Below are 12,816 nucleotides of genomic sequence, written 5' to 3' on the forward strand. Positions count from 1 at the left end.
TCGATGAAGCGCAAAGGCACCGGCCCCGACGGCCTGGTGATCGTCGACAAGCCCGAAGGCATCACGTCGCACGGGGTCGTCGCCAAACTGCGGTGGCTGGCCGGGACGCGGAAGGTCGGCCACGCCGGCACGCTGGACCCGATGGCCACCGGCGTGCTGGTGATCGGCATCGAGCGGGCCACCCGGCTGCTCGGCCACCTGATGCTCACCGCCAAGACCTACGAGGCGACCATCAGGCTCGGCCAGACCACCGTCACCGACGACCGCGAGGGCGAGGTCACCTCCTCGACCGCGGCCGGCGCGGTCGCCAGGGAGGCGATCGACGCCGGGATCGCGGCGCTCACCGGCGAGATCCTGCAGGTGCCGTCCAAGGTGAGCGCGATCAAGATCGACGGCAAGCGCTCGTACGCGCGGGTGCGCGAGGGCGAGGACTTCGAGCTCGCGGCCAGGCCGACCACGATCCACTCGTTCACGGTGCACGGGCAGCGCGCGGCGGTCGCCGAGGACGGCACGCCGGTGATCGACCTGGACGTCACCGTCGAGTGCTCCTCCGGCACCTACATCCGGGCGCTGGCCAGGGACCTCGGCGCCGGGCTCGGCGTCGGCGGGCACCTGACCGCGCTGCGGCGCACCAGGGTCGGGCCGTACGGGGTGGAGTCGGCGCGCACCCTGGAGCAGCTGGAGGCCGAGGTCACCGGCGAGTCCGCCAAGGGTCTGGAGGTGCTGCCGATCGGGGAGGCCGCGGCGGCCGCCTTCCCGCGCTGGGACCTGGACGAGGCCTCGGCGCAGAAGCTGTCGCACGGTGCCCGGCTGAAGGCGCCGGGGATGGGTGTGGACGGGCCGATCGCGGTGTTCGGGCCGGACGGGCGCTTCCTCGCGCTGGTCGAGGAGAACGGCGGACAGGCGAAGCCGGTCGCGGTCTTCGTCGGCTGACGGTCCCGTGCCGTTCCGAGCCCCCGTCGGGAGTCATCCCGACGGGGGCTCTCCCGTTCCCGGATTCCCTTCACCCGGACGAGGGAGCGCGCGAAGTGTTCGCCGGTGGTGAGCGGCGCGGGCGTGGTCGGGCCGCCGCTCCGGCGGGCAGGCTCCCGGCGGCGGGCGAGCAGCGGGCGAGCGGCGGCGGAGAGGACACGGGATGCCGGGGTGTGCGGAGGGCGATCCGGGGCGGTACCTGCTGCGGATCCGCGACCTCGACGGGCGGCTGCGCGGCCTGGGGTTCGTCGCCGGCCCGCAGGGGAGCGTCCTGACCGCGCACGAGAGCGTGGCCGGCCTGGACCGGGTCGTCCTGCACACCCCCGGCGGGCAGAGCCGGGTGCTCGGCCCGGAGGCGGTCCTGCCGCTGCCCGAGCACGGGCTGGCCCTGCTGCGCACCGACGCGGTCGGCGGACTGTCGGTGCCGCCGCTGCCGCCGCCCGCCGTCGGGGCCGGGCCCGAGGTGCTGCTGCCCGCGCTGGCGGGCGAGGACGGCCGGGTGGTCGTGCTGCGCTGCGGGCTGCTCGGGATCACCGGCGCGGTGTACCGCGGGCACCGGCTGGGCGGGGTCCTGCTGCTGGACGTGCCGGTGGTCGGCGGGGTCACGGTGCCGGCCGGCTCGCCGGTGCTGGACGCCCGCAGCGGGGCGGTGGTCGCCCTGGCCTCGCCCGCCGTGCGCGGGCCCGGGACCGGTGGGGCGCTGGCGGCCGTGGCGGCCCTGGCGGCCGGGGGAGGCAGTCGGGGCGCCGAGGCACCGGCCGGGCTGTCGGCGGGCAACGTGGCGGCGGTGCCCGGGTACGGGCCGGCGCTCGGCCTGGCCGGGGTGCTGCGGCTGACCGCCGCCCAGCTGGCGGCCGCCGGCGCCGGGCCGGGGCGGGTGGCCCACCTGGCCGCCGACCGGGTGGACCGGCCGGACGGCCTGGCCGGGGACGAGCCCGCCGCGACCCTCACCGCGCTGGTCGGCGCCCCCGGCAGCGGGCGCACCACCGAGCTGGCCGCGCTGGCCGCCCGCCGGGGTGCCGCCGCCCACCCGCTGCCCACCCTCTGGCTGCGCGGCGCGGACCTGCGCGCCGGGGACCGCTCGCTCGCCGAGCCGGTGGAACGGGCGCTGGCCGCCGCGGCGGCCGCACTCGGCACCCCGGCGCCCGCGCCGGAGCCGGTGGCGGCCCTGTGCGCGGCGGCCGGCCGGCCGCTGCTGGTGGTCCTGGACGGCCCCGAGGAGGCCCCGCTGCCGGTGGACGCGCGCTGGCTGCGCGGCGCCGGGCAGTGGCTGACCGGCTGCGGGGCCCGGCTGGTGACGGCCTGCGGCGAGGAACTGTGGGAGCGGCTCGCGGCCGAGGACTGGGGGAGCGGCGGCCCGGGACCGCGGCGCGCGGAGGAGCCGCACCCGGACGGCGACCTGGGCAGCGCCCCCACCGTACGGATGGACGGCCGTGGCCCGGGCGGGCCGAGCCTGGCCGGTCAGCGGCTCGGCCCGCTGCCCCCCGAGGCGGCCGAGCGGGTGCGCCGCCGGTACGGGCTGCCGCCGGGCCACCCGGCCGCCGCCGAGGACGCGCGGCACCCGCTGGCCGTCCGGCTGGCCGGGGAGCTGTGGGCCCAGGGACTGCGCGACGGTCCGCTGTGCCGGGGCGAGCTGTTCGGCGCCTTCCTGGACCTGCGCTGCCTGCGGGTGGCCCGGCGGCTGGCCGAGGACGGCCGGCCGCGCCGCCCGGGCGCCCACCGCAGGGGCGCGGTGCGGCCGGGTGGTCCGCGGCACGGGCGGGAGCGCCGGCTCGCGGCGGCGGTGGCCGGGCGGGTGCACGAGGCGGCCCGGCGGATGCTCGGCGGAGAGGCGGGCGGCGGGCTGGACCGGGCCGTCTTCGAGGAGCTGTTCCCGGTCGAGGGCGGCTGGGCCACGGCGGTGCTCGCCGAGGGGCTGTTCGTCCCGGCCGGTCCCGGATTCCGCTTCGCGCACGGGGAGTTCGCGGACTGGTTGCAGGGCCGGCACCTGGATCTGGACGCCGCCCTGCGGCTGCTGCTCGGCGAGGCCGAGGACACCCCGCCGTGGCCCGCGGACGAGCCTTCGTGGCCCACGGACGAGCGGCCGTGGCCCGGGGACGAGCCGCCGCCCGAGGACCCGGCCGGGGGAGCGGGCCAGGGCCGGGACGCCGGGGCGAGCGCCGTCCCCCGGCACCGGATCGGCCCGGTCGCCGCCGCGCTGCGCCGGGTCGCCGAGACGTGGGGCGCCGGCGCGCTCGATCCGTGGCTGCACCGGATCTGGCGCGCCCTGGACCTGCGCCCGCCGGGCAGCGAACCCGCCTGGTGGGCGGCAAGGCTGCTCGCCGCGGGCCTGGCCGCCAGCCCGGAACCGGCCGAACACCGGGCGCTGCTCGACCAGTTGGCGGCCCGGATCGCCGAGCGGGCGGGCCCGGTGGGGGCGGCGGCGCTCCCGGCGGCCGGGCTCGGCCGCTTCGGCCCGGCCTTCTGGACCGGCCTCGGCCTGCCCGTCGAGGACGAACTCGCCCTGCTGCGCCGCCTGGTGGCCGCCGACGGCCCGGGGCAGCGCTTCCTCGGCGTGGTGGCCGGGCGGCTGCGCGCCGACCCGGTCACGGTGTTCCCGCTGCTGTGCGCCTGGTTCGAGGACGTGCGCGGCCTGCCGGGCCGTCCCGGCCGTACCGTCGCCGACCTCGCCCACGACCTGCTGCACGCCCACCGCCGGCTCGCGCTGGACGAGCTGGCCGACGCCCTGGCCGCCGCCGCGCACCCGAGGGCGGACGCGCTGCTCACCGTGCTCGCCGCCGAGGAGCCGTCCGCGCTCTGCCGCGCGGTGGACCGCTGGAGCCACGACCGGCGGCCCGAACGGCACGTCGCGGCCGCCGTGCACGCGCTGCGGACCGCCCCGTACGCCTCCGGTGCCGGGGCGGAGCTGCTGCGCCACACCGCGTTCGCGCTGCTCGCCCGCGAGGACGAGCCGGGCCTGCACGGCGCCGCGCTGGCGCTGCTGGCCGGCGATCCGGCGACCCGGGCCGGGTACCTGCCGGCCGCGCTCGCCCGGCTCAGGGCGGGCGGCGACGCCCTCCTCACCCCGCGGGCGCTCGCCCCGGCCCTGGAGAGCGACCCGGAACCCGTCCTGGCCGCGCTCGCCGACCGGGCGGCCGCCCCCGGCGGGGCCCCCGCCGAGACGCTGCGGGTGCTCGCCGACGCGGTGGCCCCGGCCGCCGTCCGGCGGGGCGCCGAGCTGGCGGCCCGGCTGCTGCGGGCGGACCCGGTTTTGGCCGGCCCGGTCGCCGTCGACTACCTCGGCCGCCGGCTGGCGCGTGCCGTCGCCGTCGGCCCGGCGGACCGGCTGGAGCTGCGGGCGCTGCTCGGCGCCGCGCTGGCCGCCCGCAGCGCGGCGGTCCGGCGGCCGTTCGCCGAGGCGCTGTCCGTCCCGGTGGCCGACCCGGCGGCGGACGCGCTGCGCTGCGAGCTGCTGGACACCCTGCTCGCCACCGAGACCGACCCGGCGGTGCTGACCGCGACCGTGGAGCGGCTCGCCGAGCACTGCGCGGCCGAGAACCCGGCCCGGGCCCGGGCGGTGCTGGCCAGGGCCACCCCGGGGCTGCCGGGCGCGGACGACCTGCTGCTGCGCTGCGCCGGGCGGTCGGCGGCCTTCGCCGGGCTGCTCGCCCGGTGGCCGTCCGGGGCCGCGCCGACCGCCGCGGACGGCCCCCGGACGGCCCGGACGCCGGTCCTGACGGGGGCCGGGAGAGCCCCTCAGCGCGCCGCCGCCGAGGCCGAGCGGGCGGTGCCCCGGTCGGCCGACGGGGCCGTCGGTGCGCTCAACCCGTATTCCGGTGCCTGAGCCGGGGCAGGCGCATGGCACGCTATAGGGGTTCGGTTGTGAGCGTTTGAGCGTACAGAGGGTACGCACCGTACGGAACAAGGAGCGGTCAGGTGCAGCGCTGGCGTGGCCTGGAGGAGATCCCCGGTGACTGGGGACGCAGCGTCGTCACCATCGGCTCGTTCGACGGGGTGCACCGTGGACATCAGCTGATCATCGGGCGGGCGGTCGAGCGCGCCCGCGAACTCGGCCTCCCCTCGGTGGTGGTGACCTTCGACCCGCACCCGCGCGAGGTGATCCGCCCGGGCAGTCACCCACCGCTGCTCGCGCCGCACTCGCGCCGTGCCGAGCTGATCGCGGAGCTGGGCGTGGACGCGGTGCTGGTGCTGCCGTTCACCACCGAGTTCTCGAAGGAGTCCCCGGAGACCTTCGTCCGGCAGGTGCTGGTGGACGCGCTGCGCGCGCGGCTCGTCATCGAGGGCCCCAACTTCCGCTTCGGGCACCGGGCCGCGGGGAACGTCGCGCTGCTCGGCGAGCTGGGCAGGGCGGACGACTTCGAGGTCGAGGTGATCGACCTCCAGGTGTGCGGCACGGCCGGGGACGGCGAGCCGTTCTCCTCCAGCCTGACCCGCAGGCTGGTCGCGACCGGGGACATGGCCGGAGCCAACGAGGTGCTGGGCCGCCCGCACCGGGTCGAGGGCGTGGTGGTGCGCGGCGCGCAGCGCGGCCGCGAGCTGGGCTACCCGACCGCCAACGTGGACACCGTGCCGCACAGCGCGATCCCGGCGGACGGCGTGTACGCGGGCTGGCTGACCGTCGAGGGGGAGGGGCCGCTCCTGCCCGAGGGCACGCGGGGAGAGCGGATGCCGGCGGCGATCTCGGTCGGCACCAACCCGACCTTCGACGGCACCGCCCGCACGGTGGAGGCGTACGCCATCGACCGGGTCGGCCTGGACCTGTACGGGCTGCACGTGGCCGTGGACTTCCTGGCCTACCTGCGCGGGATGGAGAAGTTCGACTCCATCGACGCGCTGCTGGACCGGATGGCCGACGACGTCAAGCAGGCCCGCGAGCTGACCGACGGCGGCTGAGCGCCCGCAACGACGGAAGGGGGTCCGCCGACCGGTGTCGGCGGGCCCCCTTCCGCTGTCTCACTGCTGGGGCGCCTGCGGCGGGTAGCCGTAGCCGGGGCCCGGCTGCTGCGGCCAGGGCGTCCCCGGAGCGGGCTGCTGCGGGTAGCCGTACCCGGGCGGGGGCGGCGGGGCCTGGCCGGGCTGCGGTGCCCACGGGGCCCCGGGGGCGGGCAGGCCGGCGTGCTGCGGGTAGGGCCGGGGCTGCTGCTGCGGGTCGGCGTAGGGCTGCGGGTAGGCCTGGGCCTGCTGTTGCCAGCCGGACTGCTGGGCGGCGGCCTGCTGGGCCCGGGCGACGTCCTCGCCGACCAGGGTGGCCAGCTCGAAGTACGCCTCCCTGACCTTGGGCCGCATCATGTCGAGGTTGACCTCGGCGCCGGCCGCCAGGCTCTCGTCGAACGGCACCACGATCACGCCGCGGCAGCGGGTCTGGAAGTGCGCGACGATGTCCTCGACCTTGATCATCTTGCTGGTCTCGCGGACTCCGGAGACCACCGTGATGCTGCGCTGCACCAGGTCCGCGTAGCCGTGCGCGGAGAGCCAGTCCAGGGTGGTCGAGGCGCTGGAGGCGCCGTCCACGCTGGGGGTGGAGACGATGATCAGCTGGTCGGCCAGGTCCAGCACCCCGCGCATCGCGCTGTACAACAGGCCGGTGCCGGAGTCGGTCAGGATGATCGGGTACTGGCGGCCCAGCACGTCGATCACCTGGCGGTAGTCCGAGTCGTTGAAGGTGGTGGAGACCGCGGGGTCGACGTCGTTCGCCAGGATCTCCAGGCCCGAGTTCAGGTCCTGCGAGGTGAACTGACGGATGTCCATGTAGCTGCGCAGGTGCGGGATGGCCGTCACCAGGTCGCGGATGGTCGCGCCGGTCTGGCGCTTGACCCGGCGGCCCAGGGTGCCGGCGTCCGGGTTGGCGTCGATCGCGATCACCTTGTCCTGGCGCTCGCTGGCCAGGGTCGCGCCGAGCGCGGTGGTGGTCGTGGTCTTGCCGACGCCGCCCTTGAGGCTGATCACGGCGATCCGGTAGCAGCTCAGCACCGGGGTGCGGATGATCTCCAGCTTGCGGGCCTTCTCGGCCGCCGCCGCCTTGCCGCCGAACTGGAAGCGCGGCTGCTGGCGCTGCTGCTTGGGCTGGCTGCGCAGCAGCCGGTCCGAGGACAGCTCGACGGCGGCGGTGTAACCGAGCGGCGCGCCGTGCGCGGTCTGCTGCGGGGCGGCGGCCTGCTGGAACGCGCTGGGCTGCGGGGCCTGCGGCTGCTGCTGCCAGGGCTGGCCCGGCTGCGGCTGGCCGGGCTGCGGCTGGCCGGGGTGGACCTGCGGGCCGGGCTGCGGCTGGGCCGGCTGCTGGTACGCGGCGGGCTGCGGCCAGCCGCCCTGGCGCGGGTCCACCGGGCCGGGCTGCGGCACCGGGGCAGGCTGCGGCGCCGGGCCGGCCTGCTGTGCTGCGGCGGCCTGCTGGGCGGCCCACGCGGCCTGCGGGTCCCAGCCGGCCGGCGGGCCCTGCGGGTCCTGGGGGAGCTGCGGCGGGGCCTGCTGGACGGGCGGCTGCGCGAAGTTCTGCGGCTGGGCGGGCTGGACGGGCTGGGCGGGGTGCACCGGCGGCGCGGCCGCGGCGGGCACCGGCGCCGGGTACGGGTGCGGCAGGGGCTGCTGGGCGGCGGGCGGCTGCGCCGCGGCCTCCGGAGTCGGCCAGGCCGGGGGGGCGGCCTGCGGCTGCTCGGCCACCGGCGGAGCCACCGCGGCGGCGGGGAACGGGACGTGCTGCGCCTCGGCCTGCACCGGCGGGGCCGGCGGGGCCGGCACGGCGGGCGCGGGTGCGGGCGTCGGAGCGGGGACGGCGAGCGGCGCCGCGGCCTGGTCGGCCGCCGGAGTCTGGGCCTGGGCCTGGGCCTGCTGAGCCTGCGTCGGAACGGCGGCGGCCACCGGGGCGTCGGGCCCGGGCGCCGCCGCACCGGGCGCCCCCGGCACAGCGGGGGCCGCAGCCGCAGCGGCCGCAGCGGCCGGTGCCGCCGAGGTCTCGGTCTGCACGTACCAGGACGGGGGAGTGTAGTCAGGCGCGTCCGACCAGTCGTCGTCGTCCTCCGCCGCGTTGTCGCCGACGTAGACGCCGTCCCGATCGCTGCTCACTCTGGCTCCCTCGTGTTCGCCGCCGCTTGTTCAGCGGTGCCGTTGCCGCATCAAAGACTAGGCCGTACGGCAACCCCCGTTGAAGGCGGCTTCGCTTCCCTTCCGGCCCGCCCGGTGCGGCGAGCCGCTGCTCAGTCCATCCGGCGCGGGCCGCCGAGCACCTGCTGTTCGGCCTGTCCGGCCACGGCCCGGACGTACTGACGCCGCATCCGGGTCGCCCACAGGGTGAGGTCGTCACCGAGGGTGGGCAGCGCGGCCACGTCCTCCGGCGGCAGCGACAGCACCCGGCCGGTCAGCTCCGCCTCCTGCGGCGAGATCCGCTGCACGCCGACCAGGTCGGCCGCGTTCAGCACCCGGGAGGCGTTCGGACCGAGGTAGGGCAGCAGCGTCAGGGTGGTCTGCCAGGGCGCGGCGGAGAGCCGACTGCGCGGCGGTCGGGCACCGAGGTCGCGCACCACCAGCACCGGCGAGGCCACCGAGGCGCCCTGCGGGCCGAGCCGGCCGACCTGATGGACCGTCACACACGGCTGGCCGCCGCCGGCCGCCTGGGCCATCGGGCCCCACAGCTGCGCGCGGGCGGTCTCCACCGCGACCCGGGCGCCGATCGCGGCCGCCCGCAGCGCGATGACCTGCGCCGTCCACATGCCGCCGACCAGCACCAGGTCGTACGAGGTCGGGCGGAACAGGCCGAGCACCGCGGGCAGCCCCTGCGGGTCGACGCCGATGACCACGCCGTCGTCGCCGACCGGGAGGGCCAGCGCCGCGAGGTCGGCCGCCTCCAGGACGTGCTTCTCCCGGCGGGGGCCGCGCAGCCCGAAGCCTGGCAGGATCCGCGGCCTGGTCCGGCGCTGCTCGGCGCCCGGCTGCGGGCCGAGGGTGGGATAGGACTGGTACGCCATCAGGAAGCCCCTCCGAGCGGCAGGGTGGCGAGCATGCCGGGTGCCTGCTCCAGGTCGAGCCGGACCAGCCCGAGCCCGGTGCTCTGTGCCCTGGTCTCCACCTGGCGGCCGGCCTGCCCGACCTCGCTCTCGCTGCGGCCGGTCACCCGCAGGTGTCCGCTGACCGTCACCGAGCCGCCGGTGCCGTGCCCCGCGGTCAGGCTGAAGGTGCTGGCGAGGGCCGGGGAGCCGGTGATCAGGTTGACCAGGTCCGGCGCGGCGACCCGGCCGGGCGCGCCGCCGGGGCGGCTCAGCTGCGGCCAGCGGGAGATCCAGTACGTGGTGTGCCAGCGGTCGTCGATCCGCCAGAACCGGTTGCCCTCCTGGGTGCGGCGGGTGGTGCCGCCGCCGCTGCCGGTGCCCTGCCGGCCCGCCACCGCGATCGGGTTGGCGCAGGTGGAGATGGCCAGGGCGGCGATCAGCTCGCGCTCGTCCAGCACGGTCGCGTTGAACCCGGCGCTGTTGAGCCGTCCGGCCAGCTGGTCGGTGACCCGCTGCAGGGCCTTGCGGGCGCCCTCCTCGCCGCCGCCGCGGGCCCGGACGGCGGTGGCCGCGCGATCCGGGTCGAGCTTCAGCGCGACCCAGGTCAGCCGCAGTCCAGGGGTGGAGGTGCCGTCCGGCAGTTCGCGGTAGGCGCGGGCGGCCAGCGACTGCTCGGGCAGGTGGGGGGCGGGGGCGGGCTGGGTGTGCTGGACCAGCTGCACCGACTCCAGGGTGATGTCGTCCACGGTGAGCGCCGAGCAGATCACGTCCAGCGGCAGCGGCAGCGCGGTGCGCACCGGGCGCAGCGGCTGGTCCTTGGCCTGGACGAGCAGCACCGAGCTGAGGAAGGTCCCGTCGCCGACCATGCCGGTCTCCCGGCGGACGGGGCGGCCGCCGAACTCGGCCTCGGTGGCGTGGGTGCAGGTGCGCAGTCCCGGTTCGAGCTCCAGCGCGGGCGCCAGCGCCGGGTCGGTGCCGGCCGGCGGCAGCAGCGTCCTGGCCTTCCTGCGGCGGGACTTGAGGGCGGCCCTGACGCGCAGCAGTTCCGGGAGGGTGCGCCCGCGCACCGGCACGACCGCGAGGACGAGCAGCACCAGCGCGACCGCGCCGAAGCCGGCCGCGACCGGGCGGCTGATCGTCCAGCCGACCGCGACCAGGGCCGCCGCGACCTCGACCAGGACGAGCTGCTGGAGCTTCAACCGGCCGCCGAGGAGCCCGGGTCGGGGATTGACCCGGACTTGCACGGCGCCGCCGCCCCCGGTGCCGGTCGGCTGCGGCGGGGCGGTCCCGGCCTCGGTCGCCGGTGCGCTGTGCTGCGCCCGGTCGGCCCGGCGCGACCTCCCGACGCCCGCGCTGCGGCGGCGTCCTGGAGCGGTCTGGCTTGGCATCCCCCGGTGGCCCTCTCTGATCCGTTGCCGCGGCCCGGCTGGCTGGTTCGCGGACCGTACCCGTACCGTACTCACCGTCTGCTGCCGCATCGTAGAGGGTTCGCGCCGGTTCGTGCCCGGCGGGTGACCACGGGGCAGGCCGGTCTGACGGGGTCCGGCAAGGTCTGACAAGGGGGACGACGACGATGGCATCGCGCCGGGACGAGCTGAACGCGTACACCTTCGCCCGCAAGCGCACGGTGGGCGCCTTCCTGCTGCCCGCGGGCGGGGGCAGCGACGAGGACGCGCCGCGTCCGGTGAAGGCGGTGCTGCCGAGTGTGCTGGCCGGGGTGGTGATCGTGGCCGGCTTCGGGCTGTGGGGGGTGTTCAAGCCGAGCGCGCCGGTGAAGTGGGACGACGGCAAGAACGTCATCCAGGGCAAGCAGTCGACCACCAGGTACGTGGTGCTCACCGATCCGGACGGCAGGACCAGGCGGCTGCACCAGGTGCTCAACATGTCCTCGGCGCGGCTGGTGCTGCCCGCGGGCGCCAAGGTCGTGGTGGTGGACGACGGGGTGCTCGACCGGTACCCCAACCACGGGCCGACGATCGGCATCCCGTACGCGCCGGACAAGTTGCCGACCACGGACAACGCGAGCAAGCCGATGAAGTGGGCGGTGTGCGACCGCCCGGGTTCGGACGACAAGCAGGAGACCGTCAACCAGGCGGTGTTCGTGGTGGCCGGCGCGGACGCGGCGGCGCTGGCGGCCAAGGACCGGATGCTCGGCCCCGACCAGCTGATGCTGGTGCAGCAGGCGGACGAGCAGCAGGTGTCGGCGGCGCCGGCGCCGGGCCAGCCGGCCGCCGCGGGGGCGGCGGTGTTCCTGGTCGACGCGCAGGGCCGCAAGCACCCGATCGGCTCCCCGCAGTCGGACGAGAAGGAGCGCAAGGCGCTGATCACCGCGGTGTTCGGGCCCAACGCGGTGCCGCAGCGGGTCAAGCGGGACTGGCTGGAGACCCTGGTGAGCGGAACCCCGATCACCTTCCCGAAGGTCGAGGGCGTCGCCGACACCCAGGGCGGCAACAGCAAGGTGGAGCTGAGCAACCAGGCCGACCGCAGGGTCGGCCGGCTGGTGCACTACCAGGACCGCCACTACGTGGTCGGCAAGGACCAGCTCCACCTGGTCACCGCGTTCCAGGCGGAGCTGATCCGGCAGAACCCGGCCTTCCAGGTGCTCTACAAGTACGACCAGGACAAGAAGCCGCGCAGCGACGAGATGACCCCGTCCGACAACGCCCAGTGGGGCGGCGACGTCCGGCTGCCGGACACCGCGGCGGACTGGCCGCTGAAGGCCGGTGCCCCGGTGAACAACTGGCAGGACCGCCAGGACGCCCGGATGGTCGTGTGCAGCACCTTCGACGGCGTCGCCGAGGACGGCGGCACGGCCAGGCGCAGCGTCTGGGCCGGGACTTCGTACCCGGCGCCGTACAACAACGGAGCCGGGGCCGCGTACGTGACCCCGGGTCACGGGCTGTTCTACCGCTCGCTGGACCACTCCACCGCCGGCTCGGGAAGCGACTTCCTGATCACCGAGACCGGGCTGCGCTACTCCGTCCCGGCCAACGGGGACGGCGGCCGGCGCCCCACCGGCACGCCGCAGCCCGGTCAGAGCGGCACCCCGAAGCCGTCGGCGCCGCCGTCGGGCACCCCGGCCCCGGGGGCGCAGTCCCAGCTGCCGGGCCAGCAGCCGTCCCAGCAGCCGGAGGAACCCGGCGGCAACCAGGCCAGGTTGGGTTACCAGGGAGTCCAGCCGCTGCCGGTACCGAAGGAGTGGTCCAACCTGGTTCCGGCGGGCCCGCCGTTGACGGCGAAGAGCGCCGCCCAGCCGCAGAACGCCTGACCGGCCAAGCGCGGCAACCGAATTGGCCTCAGTGTCATGGTCTGGTAACTACTCCCTGCTCGGTGTTGGGTGAGTTGCGTGTGCCGACTACAGTGCTGCTGGACATCACACGGGTGATGGGACGGACGGCCCGCACCGGGCGCTCCGTACACGCAAGAATGTTGTCTCATGGGGGACGGTGGAGCATGGCTCAGGGTCAGTTCACGATGACCGCTCAGGAGATGCTGGCTTTCGCCAAGCAGATCGAAGAGGCCATCGGCAAGATCGAGGCTGAGCGGAACAAGCTCATCAGCACGGTCTCGGGTGTCACCAGCGGCTGGAAGGGCCAGGCGGCCACGGCCTACACGACTCTGCAGGGCAGGGTCAACGACGACATCGCGAAGCTCAAGGACTCGCTGACCGCGATCAAGCACGCGATCGAGCTGACCACCAAGCACTACGCGAGCACCGAAGAGGAGCAGAAGGCGATGTTCGGCTCGGCCCAGGGCTGACCACCGAATTCGCGCTGATCACCGCGGCCGCGGCGATCGCCGTTCTGTCCCGATCCACCGCTCCGCGGAGCGCCCGCCACTGACCGCGTGGCGCTCCGCGCCCTCG

8 protein-coding genes are annotated in these 12,816 nt (G+C 76.5%); 5 read left to right on the forward strand and 3 right to left on the reverse strand.

Translation table 11 applies throughout. From position 1 onward, the window contains the following. Positions 1 to 3: 3 nt before the first annotated feature. From truB to ACZ7C5_RS36240, 3 genes are all read left to right on the forward strand, one after another. On the forward strand, positions 4 to 933 hold the full coding sequence (truB, locus tag ACZ7C5_RS36230; RefSeq protein WP_401092542.1) for a tRNA pseudouridine(55) synthase TruB: 930 nt from the start codon (positions 4 to 6) through the stop codon (positions 931 to 933). A 202-nt stretch (positions 934 to 1,135) separates the two neighbouring features. Next, on the forward strand, positions 1,136 to 4,795 hold the full coding sequence (locus tag ACZ7C5_RS36235) for a serine protease (protein WP_470324311.1): 3,660 nt from the start codon (positions 1,136 to 1,138) through the stop codon (positions 4,793 to 4,795). Positions 4,796 to 4,887: 92 nt separating this feature from the next. After that, positions 4,888 to 5,865: a bifunctional riboflavin kinase/FAD synthetase gene (locus ACZ7C5_RS36240; RefSeq protein ID WP_401092538.1), complete on the forward strand. Its 978-nt coding sequence runs from the start codon at positions 4,888 to 4,890 to the stop codon at positions 5,863 to 5,865. A 60-nt stretch (positions 5,866 to 5,925) separates the two neighbouring features. Here ACZ7C5_RS36240 and ACZ7C5_RS36245 read toward each other — a convergent pair whose 3' ends face one another. The 3 genes from ACZ7C5_RS36245 to eccE form a co-directional block, all read right to left on the reverse strand. Then, positions 5,926 to 8,031, reverse strand: a complete 2,106-nt coding sequence (locus tag ACZ7C5_RS36245) for a MinD/ParA family ATP-binding protein (protein WP_470324312.1) — start codon at positions 8,029 to 8,031, stop codon at positions 5,926 to 5,928. Positions 8,032 to 8,162: 131 nt separating this feature from the next. Then, a complete protein-coding gene (locus ACZ7C5_RS36250; RefSeq protein WP_470324313.1) occupies positions 8,163 to 8,930 on the reverse strand; it encodes a hypothetical protein in 768 nt (255 codons plus the stop codon). Next, positions 8,930 to 10,150 carry a type VII secretion protein EccE gene (gene eccE / locus ACZ7C5_RS36255; RefSeq protein WP_470324314.1) on the reverse strand — a complete coding sequence of 407 codons (1,221 nt, stop codon included), beginning with the start codon at positions 10,148 to 10,150 and terminating at the stop codon, positions 8,930 to 8,932. Before eccE ends, ACZ7C5_RS36250 begins: the two co-directional genes overlap by 1 nt. A gap of 374 nt (positions 10,151 to 10,524) precedes the next feature. Here eccE and ACZ7C5_RS36260 point away from each other — a divergent pair, with 374 nt between their 5' ends. Together ACZ7C5_RS36260 and ACZ7C5_RS36265 are read left to right on the forward strand one after the other, a co-directional pair. Then, entirely contained in the window at positions 10,525 to 12,219 is a 1,695-nt protein-coding gene (locus tag ACZ7C5_RS36260; protein ID WP_401092531.1) for a type VII secretion protein EccB, read from the forward strand. Positions 12,220 to 12,404: 185 nt separating this feature from the next. After that, positions 12,405 to 12,710 carry a WXG100 family type VII secretion target gene (locus ACZ7C5_RS36265; protein WP_401092529.1) on the forward strand — a complete coding sequence of 102 codons (306 nt, stop codon included), beginning with the start codon at positions 12,405 to 12,407 and terminating at the stop codon, positions 12,708 to 12,710. Positions 12,711 to 12,816: the final 106 nt, after the last annotated feature.

The organism is Kitasatospora sp. NPDC036993, assembly GCF_055607525.1.